The organism is Microbacterium lemovicicum, from assembly GCF_003991875.1.
In the GTDB taxonomy this organism is placed as follows: domain Bacteria; phylum Actinomycetota; class Actinomycetes; order Actinomycetales; family Microbacteriaceae; genus Microbacterium; species Microbacterium lemovicicum.
Genome location: NZ_CP031423.1, coordinates 3,501,020 through 3,522,718, shown reverse-complemented (window position 1 = coordinate 3,522,718; position 21,699 = coordinate 3,501,020). Strand labels below are relative to the sequence as shown.

Below are 21,699 nucleotides of genomic sequence, written 5' to 3'. Positions count from 1 at the left end.
CGGATGCCGCGGCCCGGCCCCTCCACAGGGGTTCGGGTCGCGGCATCCGTCCTTTCACCGGCCGCGTCGGCGGCGGAGCAGGTCGGACCAGGCACGGCCGGCCCGCTCCGTCCGCGTCAGGCGGTGCGGCGCCGCAGCAGGAACGCCGCGCCGGCTCCGAACAGCACGAGTGCCATCAGGAGTGCCGGAAGGGCGCTCTCTCCTCCGGTGGTCGCCAGGCGCGCGGCCGGGGCGTTCGCGGTCGACGCGGCTGCGGTCGACGCGGCGGCGTAGACGGTCGCGCCCGCGGGTGTTCCGGCAGTGGCCGGGGTACCGGGAGTGCCCGGAGTGCCCGGAGTGCCCGGTGTGCCGGGGGTGCCGGGGGTGCCGGGAGTGCCCGGTGTGCCGGGGGTGCCGGGGGTGCCGGGGGTGCCGGGTGTGCCGGGCGTTCCCGGGGTGCCGGGCGTGCCGGGCGTTCCCGGGGTGCCGGGCGTGCCGGGCGTTCCCGGGGTGCCGGGGGTGCCCGGGGTGCCCGGGGTGCCGGGGGTGCCCGGGGTGCCGGGGGTGCCGGGGGTGCCGGGTGTGCCGGGCGTTCCCGGGGTGCCGGGGGTGGTGACGGTGCTGTCTCCGATGACGGAGATGGCGTTGCCGCCGACGGTGATCGGGAGGTTGACGACCGGGATCAGCTGGTTGCCGCCGAGGATGCCGTCCTCACCCGAGGTGATCGGCGCGAGAGGCGATCCGCCGCCGAGGCCGGTTCCCGTGCCCGTGCCGCCCACCACACTGCTGTCTCCGATGACCGAGATGGCGTTCCCGCCGACGGTGACGGGGATGTCCAGGACGGGGATCACCTGGTTGCCGCCGAGGATGCTGTCCTCGCCGGTGGTGACGGGTGCCGTCGTGGTGCCGCCGGTGGCCGGGGCTGCCGGGGCAGCTGCGGGGGCGGTGTCGGTGACGCTGCTGTCTCCGATGACGGAGACGGCGTTGCCGCCGACGGTGACGGGGATGTCGACGACGGGGATCACCTGGTTGCCGCCGAGGATGCTGTCCTCGCCGGTGGTGACGGGTGCCGTCGTGGTGCCGCCGGTGGCCGGGGCCACCGGCGCCGCTGCGGGGGCGGTGTCGGTGACGCTGCTGTCTCCGATGACGGAGACGGCGTTGCCGCCGACGGTGACCGGAACGTCCAGGTCGACGACCGCCTGGTTGCCCGACGCGATGCCGTCCTCGCCGCTGGTGCTCGCCTCGGGGGCCGGAGCCTCGGCGGGTGCAGCAGGCTCGGCAGGCTCGGCCGGCGCAGCGGGAGCCGCGTCCTCGACGGTGCTGTCGCCGATGACCGATACCGCGTTGTCGGTGACGGTGATCGGGATGTCGACGCTCACGATGGCCTGATCGCCCGACAGGATGCCGTCGAGGCCGCTCGTCGTGACCTCGGCCGCGGGAGCCGGTGCGGCCTCCGCGGGTGCCGGGGCCGTCGTGGATGAGCTGTCCCCGATGAGCGACACCGCGTCGCCGACGACGTCGACCGGGGCCGACACGTCGATGAGGGCCTGGGTGCCGGACAGCAGTCCGTCCTCGCCCGTGGTCTCGGCCGCGTTGGCGACCGTCGCGCCGAGCAGCGTGACGCCGCCGGCGAGAAGCGTGCCGATCAAGGCGCGCGTGATGAAGGTGTTCATGATCTCTCCTCGAGATGTGTTGACTGTTCGGATGCGCGGGAATGCGCGATGACACTCGGTCGCCGAGGGGGCGACGAGGTCCGATCAGTCGGGAGAGACGTCGGTGGGGTAGGTGGGTGCCACGGGAGCCGCGTCGTCCTCGAGTCCGGTGCGTCGCATCCAGGCACGGTATGCGAGCACGAACGCGACGGCGATCAGCGCCCAGGCACCGGAACCCGCACCGGCGGGCCCCATGGAGGACGATTCGCCCTGCAGCGTCGAACGCAGCAGCGATAACGGGTCGTTCGATGCGCCGCCGCCGATGGCCGCGGCATCCGCCGACGACACGACGGCCGTGGCGGACGGCGCGACGGCCATCCACAGGGCGGTGCCGCTCAGCACCGCCGCACGCGCGAAGTAGTCCAGCGGTCCGGCTGCGGACGTCGCGTCGAGGGGTCGGGGAAGAGTGCGGGAGGCGGGGAGCTCTGAGGCGGGGGCGAGCGCGGGCGACAGCGGCGTGAGGCTGCCGGTCACCGGCACGACAGGCGTCACCGCAGCGGGGACTGCCCCGTCGACGACACCCTCGACGGGGTCGGTCACGGTGTCGACGATCTCCGTCACGGGGCGGACGACCGCCTCCGTCGTGCCCTGCAGCACGCCGTCGACGGTGTGGCCGACGGACGAGAGGGCGTCATCGACGCCGGTGGAGGCCACGACGTCACCGACGACAGGGAGCGACGTCACGACCTCGACGCCCGCATCCACGACCGGACTGATGACGCCGGCATCGACGATCTCCGTCGCACCCGTGGTGACGGTGCCGACCGCGGACTCGACCGTCTCCACGACGGGGGTCACACCGGCGACGACGGGGGCCACGGCCTCGGTGATCGGGGCGACCACGGGGGCGACCGTCTCCACCACGGGGGCCACGACCGGCGCGACCTGTTCGACGACCGGCGCGATGGGGGCGGGCGGCGCGATCGGGGCGGGCGGCGCGGCCGGCTCCGAGACGGCGGCGACCGTGTCGCTGACGAGGTCGGTCACGGACGAGGTGGTGTCGGAGACGACCTGGGTCGCGGAGGAGGTGGTGCGCTCGACCGTGGAGGTCACCGTGCCGAGCAGACCGTCGTCGTCGGCGTGCGCCTGAGGCGCGGAGAAGCCCAGAACGAGAGACAGGAGCACCCAGGCGAACGCGACGCCGAGGGAGGCGATCAGCAGCGTGGAGATCCTCGACACGCGCTGCGGATGAATGGCGTCCATGTTCACCTCCCGAATACGACGACGTAAAAGGAGATCCGTCCGTGAGGAGCAGATCTAGGGGTGCCTGGTGATCTGAAGCTAGCCCTGCGATCGCGACGTGGGTAGGTGAGGCCCCCTTTTCGTCGCGACGGGCCTCGGCCGTCGTCGCGTCGCGTATGGATCGCTCGATCAGTGCGATGGGGAGGACGAAGCAGGGGCGGAGACCGCAGGAGGGCCTTGTGCGCACCCGTGGGAGCGCTGAGCTGTTCGGGGTGGGGTCCTGCTCTGCGTGCCGCAGAGGCGCCCAGAGGAGGCCGGCTGTCGCCGAACGGCCGGCTGTCGGTCGCGTACCGATCGAGAACACGACGTCGCTCGTCATCCCCAGATCTGTACACAGCCGCTCCTATCAGACCGAACCTTCAATCCCGAGTTCACCTCTTTCTTCCTCCACACCCTCACCGCGATGAGAAGGGCAGATCAGGAGCACTTAAATTCTTTCGACCCACTCGCGATAAGAAGGTTGTCCACATCCGTTGTGCACAGGGTCCGCGGCGTTTCGCGCATGTTCTCCACAGAGTTATCCACAGGGCTGTTTGCGCCTCGGAATCACCCTCCATAGCGTGGGGTCCGGCCCATCGGACGACTGCGCCGTCATCCATCGGGGGTGATGCGATGTCGGCGGTTCGTGGTGGGCTGTGCTCGATCGGGGAGCGGATGCCGCGGCATCCGCAGATCGGATCGGCGCTGTTCGCGCGCGCACCTCACGGGCACGCGCGATGAGGGTGAAGACGACAGGAGAGGACGGCAGCATGTCGATCGCCGACATCTCGGAGGAGCGTCTGGGGGGACCCCGGCAGTACGAGCGGACGCCTCCGCACGACGTGCTGGCGGAGCAGAGCGCGCTGGGCGGCATGCTGCTCTCGAAGGACGCCGTCGCCGACGTCATCGAGAGCCTGCGCGGCGCGGACTTCTATGTGCCGAAGCACGAGCTCATCTACGAGGCCATCCTCTCGCTGTACTCGCACGGTGAGCCGACCGACGTCGTCGCGGTCACCGACGAGCTCATCAAGACCGGCGAGCTGCAGCGCGCGGGCGGGGCCGATTACCTGCACACCCTGACCTCGATCGTGCCGACGGCGGCCAACGCGGGCTACTACGCCTCGATCGTCTCCGAGCGCGCGCTGCTGCGCCGTCTCGTCGAGGCCGGCACGCGCATCGTGCAGATGGGCTACCAGGGCGAGGGCGAGGCGCTCGACCTCGTCAACACCGCGCAGGCGGAGATCTACGGCGTCACCGGCGCCGACGCCGTCGAGGACTACGTCCCGCTGACGGTCGCCGTCGACGCCGCCGTCGACGAGATCGAGGCCGCCCGCGGTCGCGACGGTCAGATGACCGGCATCCCGACCGGCTTCGCCGGCCTCGACCAGCTGACGAACGGCCTGCACCCGGGGCAGATGATCATCATCGCCGCGCGTCCGGCCATGGGTAAGTCGACGCTCGCGCTCGACTTCGCCCGCACCGCGGCCATCGGCAACGACATGCCGACCATCTTCTTCTCGCTCGAGATGGGTCGCAGCGAGATCGCCATGCGCCTCATGAGCGCCGAGGGCGCGATCCCCCTGCAGGCGATGCGCAAGGGCACGCTCGACTCCCGCGACTGGACGACGATCGCGTCGGTGCGCGGACGCATCAACGACGCCCCTCTCTACATCGACGACAGCCCGAACATGACGCTGGTCGAGATCCGCGCGAAGTGCCGTCGCCTCAAGCAGCGCGTCGGCCTGAAGATGGTCGTCATCGACTACCTGCAGCTCATGACGAGCGGCAAGCGCGTCGAGTCGCGCCAGCAGGAGGTCTCGGAGTTCTCGCGCGCGCTCAAGCTCCTCGCCAAGGAGCTGGGTGTGCCGGTCGTGGCGCTGTCGCAGCTGAACCGTGGCGCCGAGCAGCGCTCCGACAAGAAGCCCGCGCTCTCCGACCTCCGCGAGTCGGGCTCGATCGAGCAGGACGCCGACATGGTGGTGCTGCTGCATCGCGAGGCCGCCTATGAGAAGGACAGCCCCCGTGCCGGCGAGGCCGACCTCATCGTCGCCAAGCACCGCAACGGCCCGACCGACACGATCACCGTCGCCTTCCAGGGCCACTTCTCCCGCTTCACCGACATGGCGCCGGTCGGGGACTTCGCGTAGAGGTCGCACCCGAATGAGCGTCGCCGTCTTCGATGACACCGACTCGATATCGTCGTTAGCCTTGGCGCGTGGAAGCGGAGTGGATCGAGCACCGACGTTCTGGTGATGGCGAACGAGTGGGGTGGATGGAACCCGTCGACGACGGGTTCATCGTGATCGACCTGCTGGGACGGCGGCGGACAGGGGTCGTGGACTGGATGCTCGCTGAGGAGACTCTCGACGATCTCGGTCTGGGCTATCTCGCCGACCCGTACGAATTGCGGCTGGACGACGGGACCTGGCTGCGCGTGCGCATCGCGGAGGTGTCACCCTCGACGATTCGCGTGAAGAAGGACGACTGGGGCGACATGACGGCGACGCAGATCTCCTACTCGGTCGCGTTCCCCGCGACCGACAGCCGGCTTCGCTCGCTGTCATGATGGGGAGGTGCCTTCACCCTTCGCGACGTGGCTGAGAGAACAGCCCTCGCTCACGGGGTCTCCGCCGCCCTTCGACACGACGGCGCTGCCCACCCAGCCGGTCGAGCTCTTCCAGGCGTGGATCGAGCAGGCCGTCGGGGCAGGGGTTCCGGAGCCGCTGGCCGCCACGATGTCGACGGTGGATGCTGCGGGCATGCCCGATGCGCGAACCCTCATCCTGAAGGATGCCGACAGCAGGGGCTGGGCGGTCGCCGGTCCGCGCTCGTCCGCCAAGGGATCCCACCTCGCGGCGAACCCGGCAGCGGCGCTGACCTTCTGGTGGCAGCCGATCATGCGCGCCGTGCGCCTCCGGGGACCGGTCCGCGAGGCATCCCGCGAAGAGAGCGACGCGGATCTCGCTGCCCGCTCCGCCGCAGCCCGCGCGGGTGTCGAGCCGGGCGAGTGGGTTCTGTGGAGGATCATGCCGGTGAGGGTCGAGTTCTGGCAGGGAGCCGAGGACCGCCGGCACACGCGGGTCGTGTACGAGCTGCGCGACGGCGACTGGCACCATGCGCCGCGACTCGCTGCAGGCTAGGTGTCGAGGAGAGGAGAACGTGATGACGGACTTCGAGGTGACTCGGATCGGCGCGCCGGATGCCTGGCGCGATCACTTCGGCGGCTTCGTTCCGGCGCGGTCGCGCGACGGACGGCGGGTCGTCGACCACGAGCTGTCGATGCAGTACATCGGGATGACGGCGAACGCGCTCCTCCCCGGTGAGGACGCCGGCTACTGGCACACGCACGCGGACATCGAGGAGCTGTACGTCTTCCTCGACGGACGCGGCCAGATGGGTCTCGATGAGGAGGTCGTGGACGTGGAGGCCGGGACCGTCGTGCGCGTCGGCCAGGGCGTGTGGCGGACGTGGCGCGCGGCGCCCGACAGTCCGACGGAGCTGCGCTGGCTGTGCATCCGCGCCGGCGGCGACCAGCTGCCCCACATCCCCGACGACAGCACGCGCGATCCCGACCGGCTGATGCCCTGGTGACGTCCGCGGTCTGCGCGGCCGTCCAGCGTCTCGTCTGAACAGCTCGACGTCTTTGGCCACCGGCCCCTCAGCTAATCGACACTTGTAAAATAGTGGTGTCGCCCAGGAAGCGACGGCCCCGGATCGCATCCGGGACTCCTCGAGGAGAAAGGTGCACACCATGGCACGCGTCAGCAACAAAGTGGCCCTCATCAGCGGCGGAGCCCGCGGAATGGGAGCATCCCACGCACGGCTGCTCATCGACGAAGGAGCGAAGGTCGTCATCGGCGACCTGCTCGACGCCGAAGGCGAGGCGCTGGTCGCCGAACTCGGCGACGCCGCGCGATACGTCCACCTCGACGTCACCGACTACGCCCAGTGGGAGGCCGCAGTGCAGACGGCCGTCGACGAATTCGGCGGACTCGACATCGTCGTCAACAACGCCGGTATCGCGAACTTCGCCTCGATCGAGGACTACACCCTCGAGGCGTGGGACACCATCATCGCCATCAACCTCACCGGCGTGTTCTACGGGACGAAGGCCGCGATCGAGCCGTTGAAGAAGAGCGGCAAGGGCTCCATCATCAACGTGTCCTCGACGGCGGGTCTGCAGGGCTACGAGGCCCTCCCCGGTTACAACGCGGCGAAGTTCGGCGTCCGCGGCCTGTCCAAGAGCGCCGCGCTCGACCTGGGCAAGTACAACATCCGCGTCAACTCGGTGCACCCCGGTGCGATCCGCACGCCGATGACCGACGGGCTGCCGAGCGAGCAGAACCACGTCGCACTCCACCGCATGGGCGAGGCGATCGAGCTGTCCAACCTGATCCTCTTCCTCGCCTCCGACGAGTCGAGCTTCTCCACCGGCGCCGAGTTCGTCGCCGACGGCGGAGAGACGGCCGGGCTCTCGCACTACGACTCCATCCACTCGTCTTCAGGAAGGCCGCGCCATGCGTGAAGACCCGCGCACGACACGCACCCGCACGGCGCTCCGCGAGTCGCTCCGGTCGCTGCTGGCGGAGCACTCCCTCGACGACATCTCGGTGGCGATGCTGTGCCGCGCGTCCGGCGTGCACCGCACCACCTTCTACGGCCACGCGACCGGCGTCCGCCAGTTCGCCATCGCGGAGTTCACCGCCGAGCTCGATCGGATCGCGACGGTCGAGGTGCATGTCGACGAGGAGACACCGGCGCACGTGGCGGGCCGGTACCTCGCCTCCCTGCGGGAGCTGCTCGCGCACCTCGTCGTCGACCGGACGGTGTACCGGGCCCTGCTGACCTCCGATTCGCGCGGAGCCTTCCGCGCGGCGCTCGAATCTCGTCTGCGCGCGCGCGCCGAGGACGCGCTCGCCGTCTTCGCGACGCAGGGGGTCGAGGGCGTGCCGGAGCATCCGCGCGAGCGTGCCGAGGCGGCGGCCTACATCGCGGGCGGGCTCGTCGGTGTCATCGAGGTCTGGACGATGTCGGACGACGCCGAGGTGAGCGAAGCCGGGACGCGCATCGGCGGGCTCCTCCCCGCCTGGTGGCCGGCGGGGGAGTGAGGCGGGTCGTGCCCGGGCACTCGCATCCGGCTCGTGCGGGTGATCAGATGCGCTCGGCGAAGACGACCCGGTTGTCGAGGTAATGCCCCGTTCCGCGGTCGAACACACCGCCGCGGGTGATGACGCGCAGCTCATCGCGGGGCGTCGCCCCGAAGACCTGCGCGGTGGGGAAGAGTGCCTTCGCGTAGTCCTGCGTCTCCGTGACGCGGTAGAGGTGCGTACGCTGCTGCGAATCGTGGACCTCGATCACGTCACCGGTCGAGACGTCGGCGAGATGACGGAAGACCGCGGGTCCGGTGGGTGAGTCGACGTGCGCGGCGATCACGGTGGGACCGGTGCTGCCGGGGCGACCGCCGCCGGTGAACCAGCCGACCTCGTCGTAGTCAACGGGCACCTCCATGCTGCCGTCCGGGGCGATGCCCAGCTCGATGAGAGGCTCATCCAGCCCCAGTGCCGGAATGACCAGTCGCGACGGTTCGGCTGACCGCGGTGGTGACGCCCGTACGGAGGGCGTCGGCGAAGCCGCCGGCGTCGCCGACTCAGCAGGAGGGGCGGACGCGGTCGCGCCGGCCACCGGCGCCGGCGGGAGCGCTGCCGGACGCGGTGCACCCGGCCAGCCCTGACATCGTCACCTGGGCGACCAGGCCCGCGACCAGCGCGGGGCGCCTTGATCGGGCGCCCCGCTGTGTCGTGTGGGATCTCGAGGTCATCGCCCTGCGGATGCGCGACGTCGGTGCACCAGCACCGCACTCGCGGCGAGCAGGCCCGCACCGCCGACGGCGGCCGAGACGACGAGCGGGTTCATGCCCGCGTCGGCGGCTCCGCCTGCTCCCGTGTCGACACCGCCGACGGGGATGGCGGACAGCTGCCCGCGAACGACCCCCGCGGGCGAGGTGACGGTGTGCGAGTCGCCGGTGAACCCGGCGGGGTTCGCCTCGATCTGGGCGAGGGTGAAGCCCTCGCCGGTGTCGACGCCCTCCGCCAGGATCCCGGTGGTGAACGGACCCTGCAGGCAGCCGGACGACGTACGAGGTCCGTCGCCGGCGGGAGCCGGATTGGGGAAGGAGATCCGGGGCGGCCCGGGCTTGCCGACAGCCGCCTCGTGGATGTGCGTGGCGGTCTTGGCGGGGCTCTGGTAGTCGCCGGTCACGCCCTCGAGGCGGATGTCGTAGCAGATGATCTCGAGATCGGAGTTGATGCGGAAGGTGAAGGTGCCCGTCGCGCCGCTCTCGCCGGGGGCGGCGACGCCGTCGTTGTTGATGACCTGGTCGGGCGTGGCCATCACGGTGAACGCGCTCGTGAACTCCGACGGCTCGGAGACCTCGGTCTCGGCGTAGGCGGGCGCTCCCACAGCCAGCAGGGCGACGCCCGCGAGCGCTCCGATCGTCAGTGGGCGGGTGTACGTCTTCTTCGTCATCGTCGTGCCTCTCGATCGGGACGCTCATGGTCCGGTTGTCGGGGGTGTACGACCCGCACCCTCCGCATGTTCATCCGCTGCCGGAATCGTCGCGAAATGAACGTCCCGCGCTTTGTGGACGTATCCCCTGGCGAAGGCCGGCAGTACCGCGACCGCTAGCCTCGAAGGGACGGGCCGATGGCCGGACGGACGGTGGATCCCGCCGCGGGAGGCGGGGAGGTGCATATGGATGCCCCTTCTCGACGCGACGACATCTTCGACGTGCATCGTGCCTTCCAGGATCACGGCGGCGCTCTCCTGGGGTACGCGGTCAACGCGCTCCGTGACCGGCCGCTCGCCGAAGACTGCGTGCAGGAGACCTTCCTGCGCGCATGGCGGGCACGCACACGATACGATCCGCGGTCCGCGTCGGAGCGCACGTGGCTGTTCTCCATCGCCCGCAACGTCATCGTCGACGCCGTCCGCGCCCGGGCGCGGTTGCCGATCATCGGCGACGACGCCGAGCTCGAGAGCCGCGCGACAGAGGCCATCGATCCGCTCGAGCGTCTCCGGATGCTGGAGGCATTGTCCGTGCTGAGCGAGTCGCACCGTACGGCCGTGGTCGCCGTGCATCTTCACGGCCGCAGCTACCGGGAACTGTCGGAGGCCACAGGCGTTCCCGTCGCCACGTGGCGCACCCGGACCTTCCATGCGCTGCGCGCACTCAGGACGCACCTCGAAGAGATGGATGAGCATGATGCGCACTCCCGATGACAGATGGGCCGAGCTGGCCGCCGCCGCCCTCGCCGGAGAACTGACCTCTTCCGAGGCGGCGGAGTTCGATGACCTGCGCCGCAGCGATACGCGACGCGCGGAGGAGTACGTCGCGCTCCAGGGGATCTCAGGCAGACTGCGTCAGGGCGACCTGACGTGGGTGGCTCCTCGGGGAACCGACGACCTCGCCGACCGGATCGCGGCGTCCATCCAGAGGGACGACCTCACAGCCCTGTCGCCGTCGCCCTCGCAGGCGGTCACCGCAGAGGGAGCGCGTCGACGGCGCCGGTGGCTGGCCCCGCTTTCGGCGGCCGCGTGCCTCGTGCTGGGCCTCGTCATCGGTGTCAACAGTGCGGGGCTGTTCGCCCCGTCTCCACCATCCGGTCCGCCAGGGACGCTCGGCGCCGTCGAACAGATCTCCGTCGTGGAGGACGAGGGTGCAGCCGACGTGCACGCGCAGCTCGTCGCTCACACCTGGGGCACGGAGGCGTACCTCGAGGCCACGGGTCTCACCGTGGGCGCGACGTACGAGCTCGTCTTCGTCGGGTCGAACGGTGAGGAGTTCTCCGCCGGCGAAGTGCTCGGCTCGGACGTGCCCATCGTGTGCCGGATGAACGCCGGCGTGATGCGGGAGGACACGGTGCGCATGGAGCTGCGCGGAACGGGCGACGTCGTCGTCGCCCACGCCGCACTGCCTAGCGTCTGAGGCGCCGCGCGGACGGGATTGCGTCGCGGTCAGCCCGAGTAGTCCTGCGACCAGGCCCTCTCGGGCTCGATGAAGAAGACCGCCATGCCGGAGCGGACGTCGTAGTCCGCGCCCGTGTAGAGCCGGGCGATACGGTCGACGACCTCCATCGCCGCCTCGCCGGTGATGCGCTCGACGACGCGACCGCGCACGGTCGCCATGTCGAGCGGCTGGTCGGGACGCGTCGTGGACAGCGCCACACGCGGATCCCGCTGCAGGTTGCGGTCCTTCCGCGAGTCCTCGACCATGAACACCGCCAGCCGGTCGCCCTCGACGCCGATCCACACCGGCACGGAGTGCGGGGCGCCATCGGGCAGCAGCGTCGCGATGTGCGCCAGCGCGCCGCGCGCGAAGTACGGACGGACGGTCTCCCAGGAGCTCATACGACCGATCGTATCCACGGATGCGTCGCGCCGACCCGCGCCCTCAGACACTTGTCGGAAGTACCGCTGAGGCCCTCGCGGGGCGGGAATCGCCGGCGTTACCGTGGACGCACTCGCCCGGCATCCCGTGGCGAAATCACCACACCCCGTCCCAGGCTCCGGCTTGGTCCTACACGCACGCGGAGGTCGATCATGTCATTCATCACCACAGAAGACGGCGCAGAGATCTACTACAAGGACTGGGGGCCCCGCGATGCGCAGCCCATCATGTTCCACCACGGCTGGCCCCTGTCCTCGGACGACTGGGACGCGCAGATGCTCTTCTTCCTGAGCAAGGGCTACCGCGTCGTCGCCAGCGACCGCCGCGGCCACGGCCGCTCGTCGCAGATCGGCACCGGTCACGACATGGACCACTACGCCAGTGATGCCAGCGCCGTCGTCGAGCACCTCGACCTGCGCAATGCGGTGCACATCGGTCACTCCACCGGCGGCGGCCAGGTGGCCCGCTACGTCGCGAAGTACGGCGAACCGCAGGGGCGCGTCGCCAAGGCCGTGCTCGTCTCGTCCGTGCCGCCGCTCATGGTGCAGACCGATGCGAACCCCGACGGCACCCCGGTCTCCGTCTTCGACGGGTTCCGCAGCGCGCTCGCCGCCAACCGCGCGGAGTTCTACCAGGCCGTGGCCTCCGGACCGTTCTACGGATTCAACCGGACCGGTGCCGACGTGTCGGCCCCGGTCATCGCCAACTGGTGGCGCCAGGGCATGACCGGCAGCGCGCTGGCCCACTACGAGGGCATCAAGGCGTTCTCGGAGACCGACCAGACCGAGGACCTCAAGGCCATCACGGTGCCGGTGCTCGTCACGCAGGGCGACGACGATCAGGTCGTGCCCTACAAGGACGCTTCTCTGAAGCAGCACGAGCTGCTGCAGAACTCGGAGCTCAAGATCTACGAGGGCTTCCCGCACGGCATGCTCACCACTCACGCCGACGTCATCAACCCCGACCTGCTCGCGTTCATCCAGAAGTAGGTCGACGCGCGGGGGAGGCGCGGTCCGGCGATGCCGGGTCTCGCCTCCTCCCGCATTCCGACGAGCGGATGCCGCACCCGGCGTCTGCCCCCGCCTCACGATCACCAGCGCAAGGAGTTACCCGATGTCCGATTCCCCGACACTCGACGACCTCACCGGCAGCGCGGACGAGCGGCGACAGCAGCTCGCCCAGCGGGAGGCGGCGGCACCGCTCCCGGCGGACTGGCTCAAGCGGCAGCTCGACGGCGCGCTGGACGCGTGGGCTGCTGACGAGACCGTCCTCGACATCGACCAGGAGGCGCGCACCGACTTCTGAGGTCGGGCGGGTCCGCGACCGGCGCGCCCGCGCGCCGGTCGTCAGCTGTCGCCGAGACCGTCGAGCAGGTCCGCGCTCGGAGCGAAGAACACGCTCCCCGTCTGCGCCGTCGAGAAGTCCAGAAGCCGGTCGTGCAGACCCGGCGGGTCGCCGATGAACATGCGCTGCAGCATCCGCTCGATCACCCACAGGTGACGCGCGTAGCCGATGAAGTAGGTGCCGAACTCGCCGGAACCCGGGGACCCGAACGGCATGTTGTCGCGGAGGATGTCGTGCTCGCCGTTCTCGTCGACGATGGTCGAGAGCGTCTTGTGCGACTTCTGGCCGTCGACGGCGTCGTCGAGCTCGGTGTTGTCCGCCTTCGTGCGGCCGATGATCTGCTCCTGCATCTCGGTGGTGAGCGCGCGCCACGTGTCGAGGGGATGCAGGTACTTCTGGACGACCACGTAGGTGCCGCCGGCGCCCGGACCGTCGTCCTCCGTCAGCACGGTCGAATCGAGGACGGCGGGCCCGACGGGGTTGGCGGTGCCGTCGACGAAGCCGAGCAGATCGCGGGTGTCGAAATAGCGGAAGCCGGTCGTCTCATCGACGACGTCGACCGCGTCGCCGAGGACGGCGAGGAGCTGGCGCTCCAGCTCGAAGCAGAGGTCGCGGCGGTCGGCGCGGATGTGGAAGAGCAGATCGCCCGAGGTGGCGACCGCTGTGTGCGTGGCGCCGACGATGGGCTGGAAGGGCTTGAGCTCCCCCGGGGCGGGCTGCCCCGTGACGGCGGCCCACACGTCGCTGCCGATCCCCACCGTGCACGACAGCGCGCCGGTGAGGTCGCGGAACGACACGTTCTTCACCAGATCGCTGATCGATCCCAGCCCGGCGCGGACCGCGGCACGGGCCTCATCCGAGTCGCGCACCGTGAGCACGAGGAAGATCGCGTGCTGGGTGAGCGGGGCATCGACCTTCTGCGGTTCGATCGGCACGCGGTGGGACGAGGTGTCTGCGCTCATGCGAGGTCCTTCGGGCGGCGAGCTGGGGCCCCAGCATCCCATCCTCCGCCTCTCAGCGCATCCGACACCTGTCGCGAGATCCGCGTCGCGGCGTGGTCACGGCTGCGGCAGGGAGTCGAGCGCCGTCTGGATCTCCGCCGCCCACCAGTCGGGGCGCTCGTGCGGCTGCACGAGATCCAGCGCGCGCTGGAGATCGCCGCGCGCCTTCTCGGTCGCGCCGAGCCCGAGGAACGCGAAGCCGCGGTGACGGTGCGCCCGCGCGAGGAAGCCCGGCTCATGGGGGAAGAGCGCGGCGTCGTCCATGATCCGCTCGGCCACGACGATCACCTCGTCGTACCGCTTCAGCTGGAGGAGCGCTTTGGCGGCGATGGCGGTCTGCGAGTTGTTGGCGGTGTTCCATTCGCGGATGGCGAGGTCGGCCTCGCGCTCGTCGAGCACGCGCCGGATCTCGCCGGCCTCCTGAAGCGCCCGCTCGGGATCGTCCTCCATCCACCCGCTCGCGAGGAAGTAGCGGCTGTGCACCTGCGCCTCGACCAGATCGGCGGCCGTCGCCTCGGCGAGGGCCAGCGCGGCCGTCTCGCGTGCCGCCGCAAGCTCCCCGCGTCGCGTCTCACTCCACGCGAGGGTCACGAGTGCCCAGACCGCCGATTCCGTCGCGCCCGCTGCGAGGGCCATGTCACGGGCGCGGTGCGACATCGTCAGCGCGCGGTCGGCGTCGCCGTCCACCAGACCGAGCTCGAGGGCCGCCTGCCAGTGCAGCTGCCTGACCAGAACGGTCTGATCGCCCAGCTGCTCTGCGGCGGCGACGGCGATCTCCAGGACGGTCCGCCAGTGCGGGAAGCCCAGCCACCGTTCGGCGAAGTGCGCGAGGGCTTCCGCGGTCGCGAGTACGGTGTCCGGCGGGTCGCCGGCGCCGGCCGCAGCGGTCTCGAGCGCGCGGAACCATGCGTCCGCCTCCGTCGTCAGCCAGTCGTGCGCCGACGCGAGAGTGACGCCGCCGGCCTCCGCCGCGGCATCCTGCTCCTCGGTGACCTGGGCCATCCTGCGGGCGGTGTCGAGCGTCCAGCGCCGCAGGCCGGCCTGTCGCTCGTCGATCTGCTCGGTCGTCTCGGCCGACGCGAGCCTCTCCCTCGCGAAGACGCGGAGGAGGTCGTGCATGCGATAGCGCTCGCCGATCAGCGGCTCCACGAGCGCGCTGTCGGTGAGCTCGTCGAGGCTCTCGGCGACCGCCTCCGCGCTCAGGGCGGCGACCGCCGCCGCCATGTCGGCGCGGAAGGACGGTCCGGTGATGAGGGAGAGGCTGCGGAAGAGCTGCTGGGACCGAGGTGCCAGCGTGTCGTACGAGAGAGCGAACGCGGATGCCGCGCTCAGGTCGCCCGCCACCAGATGCCGCAGTCGCGTCGTCTCCGTGCGCAGCCGCAGGACGTAGTCCTCGACGCTCCAGTCGGGACGGGACGAGATCCGGCTCCCCGCGATTCGCAGCGCCAGCGGCAGGTCGGCGCACAGTGCGGCGAGTTCGTCGAGATCGCCACGGGCGAGCTGCGCGGGCGCGATGATCCTCGAGAGGACGTCGATGCTCGCAGGGCGGGGGAGGGGACCGAGGGCCACCCGGCGACACCCCTCCAGGCCGGCGAGCGGGCGTCGCGACGTGAGGACGAGCCGGACCGGCAGGGTCGCCGTCAGCACCGCTCGCACCTGCTCCTCGCCTGCGACGTTGTCCAGGAGCACGGCGAGCGACGCGGTGGCGGTCGCCCGCCGCCACGCGGCGACGGCATCGTCCATCGTGTCCGCCTCTTCGCCGGCCTCGGTCTGCCGGAGCAGAGCCTGCAGGACCTGCAGAGGAGGAAGCGGAAGGCTGTCGGGGCTGTGGACATTCACGAACAGGATGCCGGTGGCATCCGTCGTCACCCGGTGGAGCGCTTCGAGCGCGATGGTCGTCTTTCCCACGCCGGCCATGCCGGTGACGAGCACGGGGGTGGTGACGGCGGCGTCGCTCCCCGCGAGCAGCGTCGTGAGGACCTCCAGCTCGTCCTCGCGGGCGGTGAAGTCGGGCAGGCGGAAGGGCCGGACGGAGACGGCCGGAGCATCGAGCGACGCGGCTCGCCGCCCGGGGCGGGCCGCCTGGAGGAAGTCCGCGCGGTCGTCGCCGCCGAGGTCGAGTCCGTCGGCGAGGGCGATGACCGTCCGCCGCTGCGGACCCGTGCTTACTCCGCGCTCGATGTCGCCGATGGCCCGCGGACTCAGTCCCGACCGCTCGGCGAGGTGCTCGATCGTGAAATCGGCGTGCTGGCGACGGCGGCGAAGCAGGACACCGAATGGATGCTGCGACACGAGCTCGTCTCCCGGCTGAAGGACATCCCGCATCACGCGCGTCCTCGTGGGATCTCGCGTGCGACGTCCTACGGCGAGCCTGGCAGATCGCGCAATCGCCGCAAAATCCCGGAAACGTGATTTCTGCCCCCTTTCTTCCTGGTGTCCCCGCGGCCCACGCGGTCGAATGAAGCAACACTCCACAAGAACCCCCGCACACGGCCGCGTCCGCCTCGCGACCCCGCGTGCGGCTGCCCACCGTGAGGGAGAGCCATGAGCGACCTCGTACGCGAGTCGGAAGGTGCGCGCCACGCCGACCGCCACGGTGTGCTCTTCGCGCTGACCTCGGCCGACCCGGCCGCCAGGCGCGAGGCGTTCGAGACCGCTGTGGAGAACCGGTGGCTGGAACGGGGCGCCGGCACCGTCGTCCGCGTCGTGCTCATCGACAACGCCGTGACCTCGCTGAGACGCGCGGGCTTCGGGCGTCAGCTGGCGGCACTGCGCCCCGTCCCGGCCTACCTGGCGGGCATGCGCAGCGGAGCCGTCATCGTGGTGGGGCCGTCGACCGAGTCGGACCTCGACGCGCGCATCCATCGCGAAGCGGAGGCACGAGGCATCCGGGTCCTGGGGATCGGAACCGCCTCCCCGGTGCCGGCGGCTCCCGACCTCGATGCCGCCGTGGGGGAGGCCACGCACGCGGCGGAGCTCTCGGCGGCGTTCGCGGAGTTCCGCCCGGCCGTCGACGTCAGCGCGCTGGGAGGCTGGCTGCTGCTCGCGACCGCGAAGGTCGACCCGGCGAGCCTGGCGGCCGTCTCGCCGGCCGCGCACACCCTCGTCACACACGGCGACGAGACCCAGAGGCGCACCGTCGAGACCTACCTCGACGTCGCCGGCAATGTTCCGGCGGCATGCGAGGTGCTGTTCATCCACCGGACGACGCTCTACTACCGTCTCGAGCGGATGCCGGCCGAGGTGCGCGATGCGCTCGCCGACGGCATGAAGCGCAGCACCCTGCACCTCGCCCTCAAGCTCATCCGGCTGTGGGAGGCCGGCGGTCGCATCTGAGCCGGGGCGGCCGGGCGATCAGCGGCGCAGGCGTGCCCGCGTGCCGGCGATTCCGCGCAGCGAGGCGCGCACGGGCTGGCCGAGGTAGATGCCGAGCGATGCGCCGACCGCGAGGCTGATGCCGATCGTCGCCGCGCCGGCCAGGGTGGTGAACCCGGTGAGCAGCAGCGACGCGTTCTGTCCCGACTCCACGACGCCGAGCAGGCCCCGGAACACGGCGGCTCCCGGCACGAGCGGCAGGATCGCAGCGGTGGTGATCGCCACGGACGGAACGTGCAGTCGGTAGGCGATGAGCACTCCGGCGAGGCTGCCGAGGAAGGCGCCGAAGCCGCTTGCGGCAGCCACCTCGAAGCCGAGCCGGGTCGCGCCGAGGTACCCGACCCACGCCACCAGGCTCAGTGCCGCGCTGACGCCGATGATGCGGCCGCCGCCGCCGTTGAAGATGGCCACCGATACGGCGATGAGCGCTGCGCCGAAGAACTGCAGGGGCACCGGACCGAGCGGCAGCGCCTCTGTCGGGGGAGACATGGCGAACCCGAGCGCGCTGGCCGTCTCCAGCCCCGCCAGGATGCCGAGCACCACGCCGAGCGTGTTCGTCGTGAGCTCCAGGATGCGCCCGATGGCGGTCAGCGCGAAGCCGTCGATCGCGTCCTGGGCGGCTCCGACCACGGTGAGCCCGGCGAGCATCAGGACCACGCCCGAGGCGACGATCACCGACGGACGCACCTGGGCCGCGGCATCCCACCCCGTCTGCCGCAGCAGCGGAGTGGCCGCCGCGATCATCGTCAGCACGAAGGCTCCGGCGATCTGGCTGAAGAAGTAGGGGACGCGGGCGCGCGCGAGGGCGAACTGCGTGAGGGCGGCGACCGCAGCGGCGACGAAGGCGAGGGCGATCACCAGTCCGTTGCCGCCGAACATGATCGCGACGCCGACCGCCAGCAGGGCCTGCGAGAGCACCACCACGGCGGGCCGGTAGCGGAACGGCGTGCGCCGGATCTCCCGGCAGCGGGCCAGCGCATCGGCGGGGTCGCGACCCTGCTCGATCTCGGCGACCAGCGCCTGCAGGCGCTCGAGTCGCAGATGGTCGGGCGCGGAGCCGCGCACGACGCGCAGCAGCGTGACCGGGGATGCCGCGCCCGTGCGGTGATGCGCTGCGGTGATCGAGTTGTAGGTCACGTCGACGTCGACCGGGTCGACGCCGTAGGCGCCCGCGACGCGGACGATCGTCGTCGTCACCGCGCTGGCGCTGGCTCCGGCCACGAGCATCGTCTCGCCGATGCGCACCGCCAGGTCGAGGATCGACACTGCGAGGCGGTCGTCGATGACGGGGAGCGTATCGGTCGAGGTGTCGGTCGATGCGCCTGTCCGCACGAAGCCCGACAGCGCCTTCAGAACGGTCCGCTCGCGCCGGTTCATGGTCACCTCCCGCCTTCGTGCCCGGCCGGCGCCGGACCCGACCCGGCGCAAAAGCTCGAGTCTAGCCGCGGTCGGCGCGGGAGGTGCGATCGCCTGAGTTCCTCTGCGAATCCGACGAGGACCGCGTCCGCAACCCCTCCTGCGCGCCCGGACAGGCCGTCAAGATGAGCGCATGGCCCCTGACGACACCCACGACGTCGCGGAGATCGACGTCTACGCCGGCATCCAGTCCGAGCGCGTCCAGCAGCTGAACGACATCGAGGAGATCGGCGACGGCGCGTACGTCCTCTATTGGATGCAGCAGTCGCAGCGGGCGGAGTTCAATCACGCGCTCGAATACGCCGTGCACCGCGCGAATGAGCTCGACCAGCCGATCCTCGTCTGCTTCGGCATCACCGAGGACTACCCCGACGCTCAGGAGCGGCACTACTCCTTCATGCTCGAAGGGCTCGCCGACGTCGCCGAGGCGCTCGAGAAGCGAGGCATCACCTTCGTCGCCCAGCGCGGCACGCCGGACGACGTCGCAGCGAAGCTCTCGAAGGACGCGTCCCTCGTCGTCACCGATCGCGGCTATCTCCGCATCCAGGGACAGTGGCGCGACCGCGTCGCGAAGGACGCCGACGTCCCCGTCATCCAGGTCGAGAGCGACGTCGTGGTGCCGGTCGAGCTCGCGTCCGACAAGAAGGAGACTGCGGCGCGGACCCTCCGCCCGAAGATCACGAAGCACCTGGAGCGCTTCCTCGCGCCGCTCCGCGCGACGACGGTGAAGAACACGAGCCTGGGGAGGGAGATCGCGGGGGAGGACCTGAGCGACATCCCCACGCTTCTCAAGAAGCTGTCCATCGAGCGCGACGTGCCCCCGGTGACGATCTTCACCGGCGGCACCACCGCGGCGAAGACGATGCTGCGGCACTTCATCGAGGACTCGCTGCCGCACTACGCCGAGAATCGCAACCAGCCCCAGACGAACGACGTCTCGCACATGAGCAAGTACCTGCATTTCGGGCAGATCTCGCCGGTCTACCTCGCGCTCGAGGTGAAGAAGGCGGGCGGGGGCGAGAACGTCGACGGGTTCCTCGAGGAGCTCATCATCCGGCGCGAGCTGCCGCAGAACTTCGTGTTCTACGAGCCGCACTACGACTCGTATCAGGGGCTGCCCGACTGGGCGCGCGAGACGCTGCAGAAGCATGCGACGGACAAGAGAGAGCACGTCTACACCCGCGGGCAGCTCGAGAAGGGCGAGACGCACGACGAGTACTGGAACGCCGCGATGCGCGAGATGGTCGTGAGCGGCTACATGCACAACCACATGCGGATGTACTGGGGCAAGAAGATCATCGAGTGGTCGAAGACTCCGGAGACGGCCTACCGGACCGCGCTCTACCTCAACAACAGGTACTTCCTCGACGGGCGCGATGCGAACTCGTTCTCGAACATCGCGTGGCTCTTCGGCCAGCACGACCGCGGGTGGACCGAGCGCCCCGTCTTCGGCACGGTGCGTTACATGAACGCCGCGGGCCTCGAGCGCAAGACCGACCCGAAGGCATACGTCGAGAAGGTCGACAAGATCGCCGAGCAGGTCGAGTCTGAGAGCTGAAGCGCTCGGATCGGGCCCGTGTGCGGGCAGGTTCAGCTGCGGGTGCGGCTCCGGCGTCGGAGCAGGGCGAGCAGGCCGCGCCACCCCACCAGGAAGAGCAGCAGGACGGATGCCGCGACGATCACGAATGCGATCTGCACACCCTGTCCCGTCACGGCGCGCAGCAGCATCCCGCCGGCGACGGTGATGGCCCATACGGGCAGGCCGGTGCGCACGACGGCCAGCGGCGCCCGCCACGCGAGCGACAGCACCCAGCCCACGACGAGCGCGAGCAGGAACGGCCACGAGGTGGTCCAGAGCCCGGCCAAAATGCCCTCGGTGTGACTGGCGCGGCCGATCGCGGCGAAGATGACGATGAGCACGGCGTCGATGACGAACGCCGTCACCCTGCGGCGGACGACGACCGCGTCCGTCGTCCGGCGTGAGCTCGAGTCGGTCATACCGTCAGGCTAGCCGGGGCCGCGGCATCCGGCTCGTCACACCTGCAGAGGACGTGCGACGTCGAGGCGGTCGCGATCGATCAGCCACCGGACCGACTCGAGGATCGCCGCCTCCGGCTCGTACTGCGGCGCGAAGCCGAGCACGCGACGAGCCTTGTCGATGCTGAGGTGGTGGTTGCGGAACAGGTGCCCCCAGCTCGCGTCCGCGTGCCGCTCGGTGTTCTCCGCGCGGAACTGCTCCCACGAGATCGGCTCGAGCGTCGCCGTCCGGCCGAACCACGAGGCCGCGATCTCGGCGTAGCCGCGGACGCTCAGCGACGACGGGGCGACCGCGTGGAAGTCCTCGCCGGCGGCGGCGTCGCGGTGCGCGACGGCGAGCTCGAACACCTGGGCGACGTCGTCGGCGTGCACGTGGTGCAGGAGCTCGGACCCGATGCCGGGGATGCGGAGCGTGCCGCCCTCCGAGAGGGTGCGCCACACCGACGGATCGCCGTTGCCGAGCGGGCCGACCGGCGACCATCCGGGGCCGACGATGTGACCGGGGTGCACGGAGGTCGTGACGAGGCCGCCGCCGGCGGTCTCGCGCTGCAGCATCCGTGCGATGGCCTCCTTCTGGATGCCGTACTCGTCGAACGGCGGCGTCCCCTCGCCTTCGTGGATGGGAGTCTTCAGGGCGGGTCCGTAGCGCCAGAGGGTTCCGCAGTGCACGAGGTGGTCGACGCGACCGCGCAGCGCGTCCACGAGGGCGCTCGCGGACGCGAGCGTGAAGCAGAGGAGGTCGACGACGACCTCGGGATGCTGCGCCAGCACCGTCCGCCCGAACTCGCCCGCGGCATCCTGCGCCTCACGGTCGGCCACGATCTGCGTGACGGCTCGCCATTCCGGGGCGTCGACGTAGGCGCTGCTCGATCCGCGTGTGATGTTCACGACGTCGTGGCCGGCGCGCACGAGTCGCGGAACCAGGAAGGAGCCGATGTGGCCGCTCCCGCCGACGACGACTATCCGCATGGCGTCCGCTCCGTCGTGTGCTCCATGCCCTCATCCTGCCGGTCTCGCCCGGTTCGCCCGGTCGGGTTGACGCTTCCTGCGGAATCGAGCAGCGGGATGCGGCACGCCGCGTCAGGTGAGGCCGGCGGTCTGTGCGGCGGCAGCGCCCGCTCCGGCTCGAGTCGACGCGTGCTGCCCGAATGGGGGGTCGGATGCTGCA

Annotated in this window: 22 protein-coding genes; 12 read left to right on the top strand and 10 right to left on the bottom strand. The window is 70.6% G+C overall.

Annotation, left to right across the window (positions count from 1 at the left end; translation table 11 throughout):
• Positions 1-116: 116 nt before the first annotated feature.
• Together CVS47_RS16530 and CVS47_RS16525 are read right to left on the bottom strand one after the other, a co-directional pair.
• Positions 117-1,652, bottom strand: coding sequence for a chaplin family protein (locus CVS47_RS16530; protein WP_127097069.1), 1,536 nt, complete (start codon positions 1,650-1,652; stop codon positions 117-119).
• A gap of 84 nt (positions 1,653-1,736) precedes the next feature.
• On the bottom strand, positions 1,737-2,894 hold the full coding sequence (locus CVS47_RS16525) for a hypothetical protein (RefSeq protein ID WP_127097068.1): 1,158 nt from the start codon (positions 2,892-2,894) through the stop codon (positions 1,737-1,739).
• 788 nt (positions 2,895-3,682) lie between these two features.
• On the opposite strand from CVS47_RS16525, the gene dnaB reads away from it, so the two are divergent.
• The 6 genes from dnaB to CVS47_RS16495 all read left to right on the top strand — a co-directional run bounded on the left by dnaB (position 3,683) and on the right by CVS47_RS16495 (position 8,020).
• The gene (dnaB, locus tag CVS47_RS16520; RefSeq protein ID WP_127097067.1) at positions 3,683-5,059 is read left to right on the top strand and encodes a replicative DNA helicase; all 1,377 of its coding nucleotides are present in this window, start codon (positions 3,683-3,685) and stop codon (positions 5,057-5,059) included.
• Between the two features lie 125 nt (positions 5,060-5,184).
• Positions 5,185-5,478 carry a hypothetical protein gene (locus CVS47_RS16515; protein WP_241240213.1) on the top strand — a complete coding sequence of 98 codons (294 nt, stop codon included), beginning with the start codon at positions 5,185-5,187 and terminating at the stop codon, positions 5,476-5,478.
• Positions 5,479-5,485: 7 nt separating this feature from the next.
• Positions 5,486-6,052 (top strand): pyridoxine/pyridoxamine 5'-phosphate oxidase, encoded by a 567-nt coding sequence (locus CVS47_RS16510; protein ID WP_127097065.1) that lies wholly within the window; start codon positions 5,486-5,488, stop codon positions 6,050-6,052.
• A 22-nt stretch (positions 6,053-6,074) separates the two neighbouring features.
• Entirely contained in the window at positions 6,075-6,503 is a 429-nt protein-coding gene (locus CVS47_RS16505) for a cupin domain-containing protein (RefSeq protein ID WP_127097064.1), read from the top strand.
• A gap of 160 nt (positions 6,504-6,663) precedes the next feature.
• Positions 6,664-7,437 (top strand): SDR family oxidoreductase, encoded by a 774-nt coding sequence (locus tag CVS47_RS16500; RefSeq protein WP_127097063.1) that lies wholly within the window; start codon positions 6,664-6,666, stop codon positions 7,435-7,437.
• Complete coding sequence (locus CVS47_RS16495) at positions 7,430-8,020, top strand: TetR/AcrR family transcriptional regulator (RefSeq protein ID WP_127097062.1); 591 nt, start codon at positions 7,430-7,432, stop codon at positions 8,018-8,020. Before CVS47_RS16500 ends, CVS47_RS16495 begins: the two co-directional genes overlap by 8 nt.
• A 43-nt stretch (positions 8,021-8,063) precedes the next feature.
• On the opposite strand, the gene CVS47_RS16490 is transcribed toward CVS47_RS16495, so the two are convergent.
• Together CVS47_RS16490 and CVS47_RS16485 are read right to left on the bottom strand one after the other, a co-directional pair.
• Positions 8,064-8,438 carry a class F sortase gene (locus CVS47_RS16490; protein ID WP_241240371.1) on the bottom strand — a complete coding sequence of 125 codons (375 nt, stop codon included), beginning with the start codon at positions 8,436-8,438 and terminating at the stop codon, positions 8,064-8,066.
• Positions 8,439-8,726: 288 nt separating this feature from the next.
• Positions 8,727-9,437 carry a CHRD domain-containing protein gene (locus CVS47_RS16485; RefSeq protein WP_127097060.1) on the bottom strand — a complete coding sequence of 237 codons (711 nt, stop codon included), beginning with the start codon at positions 9,435-9,437 and terminating at the stop codon, positions 8,727-8,729.
• A 192-nt stretch (positions 9,438-9,629) separates the two neighbouring features.
• Here CVS47_RS16485 and CVS47_RS16480 point away from each other — a divergent pair, with 192 nt between their 5' ends.
• Both CVS47_RS16480 and CVS47_RS16475 read left to right on the top strand, forming a co-directional pair.
• On the top strand, positions 9,630-10,190 hold the full coding sequence (locus CVS47_RS16480) for a sigma-70 family RNA polymerase sigma factor (protein WP_241240212.1): 561 nt from the start codon (positions 9,630-9,632) through the stop codon (positions 10,188-10,190).
• On the top strand, positions 10,174-10,896 hold the full coding sequence (locus CVS47_RS16475) for an anti-sigma factor (protein WP_164734684.1): 723 nt from the start codon (positions 10,174-10,176) through the stop codon (positions 10,894-10,896). Before CVS47_RS16480 ends, CVS47_RS16475 begins: the two co-directional genes overlap by 17 nt.
• 29 nt (positions 10,897-10,925) lie before the next feature.
• On the opposite strand, the gene CVS47_RS16470 is transcribed toward CVS47_RS16475, so the two are convergent.
• The gene (locus tag CVS47_RS16470; protein WP_127097058.1) at positions 10,926-11,318 is read right to left on the bottom strand and encodes a TIGR03618 family F420-dependent PPOX class oxidoreductase; all 393 of its coding nucleotides are present in this window, start codon (positions 11,316-11,318) and stop codon (positions 10,926-10,928) included.
• Positions 11,319-11,510: 192 nt separating this feature from the next.
• On the opposite strand from CVS47_RS16470, the gene CVS47_RS16465 reads away from it, so the two are divergent.
• Positions 11,511-12,347, top strand: coding sequence for an alpha/beta fold hydrolase (locus CVS47_RS16465; RefSeq protein ID WP_127097057.1), 837 nt, complete (start codon positions 11,511-11,513; stop codon positions 12,345-12,347).
• 124 nt (positions 12,348-12,471) lie between these two features.
• Positions 12,472-12,663 carry a hypothetical protein gene (locus tag CVS47_RS16460; RefSeq protein WP_127097056.1) on the top strand — a complete coding sequence of 64 codons (192 nt, stop codon included), beginning with the start codon at positions 12,472-12,474 and terminating at the stop codon, positions 12,661-12,663.
• 41 nt (positions 12,664-12,704) lie between these two features.
• On the opposite strand, the gene CVS47_RS16455 is transcribed toward CVS47_RS16460, so the two are convergent.
• A complete protein-coding gene (locus tag CVS47_RS16455) occupies positions 12,705-13,664 on the bottom strand; it encodes a Dyp-type peroxidase (protein ID WP_127097055.1) in 960 nt (319 codons plus the stop codon).
• Positions 13,665-13,760: 96 nt separating this feature from the next.
• Complete coding sequence (locus tag CVS47_RS16450; RefSeq protein ID WP_164734683.1) at positions 13,761-16,028, bottom strand: helix-turn-helix domain-containing protein; 2,268 nt, start codon at positions 16,026-16,028, stop codon at positions 13,761-13,763.
• A 219-nt stretch (positions 16,029-16,247) separates the two neighbouring features.
• Here CVS47_RS16450 and CVS47_RS16870 point away from each other — a divergent pair, with 219 nt between their 5' ends.
• The gene (locus CVS47_RS16870) at positions 16,248-17,039 is read left to right on the top strand and encodes a helix-turn-helix domain-containing protein (protein ID WP_206502680.1); all 792 of its coding nucleotides are present in this window, start codon (positions 16,248-16,250) and stop codon (positions 17,037-17,039) included.
• Positions 17,040-17,057: 18 nt separating this feature from the next.
• Here CVS47_RS16870 and CVS47_RS16440 read toward each other — a convergent pair whose 3' ends face one another.
• Entirely contained in the window at positions 17,058-18,455 is a 1,398-nt protein-coding gene (locus CVS47_RS16440) for a threonine/serine exporter family protein (RefSeq protein WP_127097444.1), read from the bottom strand.
• Positions 18,456-18,627: 172 nt separating this feature from the next.
• Here CVS47_RS16440 and CVS47_RS16435 point away from each other — a divergent pair, with 172 nt between their 5' ends.
• Positions 18,628-20,052, top strand: coding sequence for a deoxyribodipyrimidine photo-lyase (locus CVS47_RS16435; RefSeq protein ID WP_127097053.1), 1,425 nt, complete (start codon positions 18,628-18,630; stop codon positions 20,050-20,052).
• Positions 20,053-20,084: 32 nt separating this feature from the next.
• Here the strand turns inward: CVS47_RS16435 and CVS47_RS16430 are convergent, their stop codons facing one another.
• Positions 20,085-20,492, bottom strand: coding sequence for a DUF3054 domain-containing protein (locus CVS47_RS16430; protein ID WP_127097052.1), 408 nt, complete (start codon positions 20,490-20,492; stop codon positions 20,085-20,087).
• A gap of 36 nt (positions 20,493-20,528) precedes the next feature.
• Positions 20,529-21,500 (bottom strand): NAD-dependent epimerase/dehydratase family protein, encoded by a 972-nt coding sequence (locus CVS47_RS16425; protein WP_127097051.1) that lies wholly within the window; start codon positions 21,498-21,500, stop codon positions 20,529-20,531.
• Positions 21,501-21,699 lie beyond the last annotated feature (199 nt).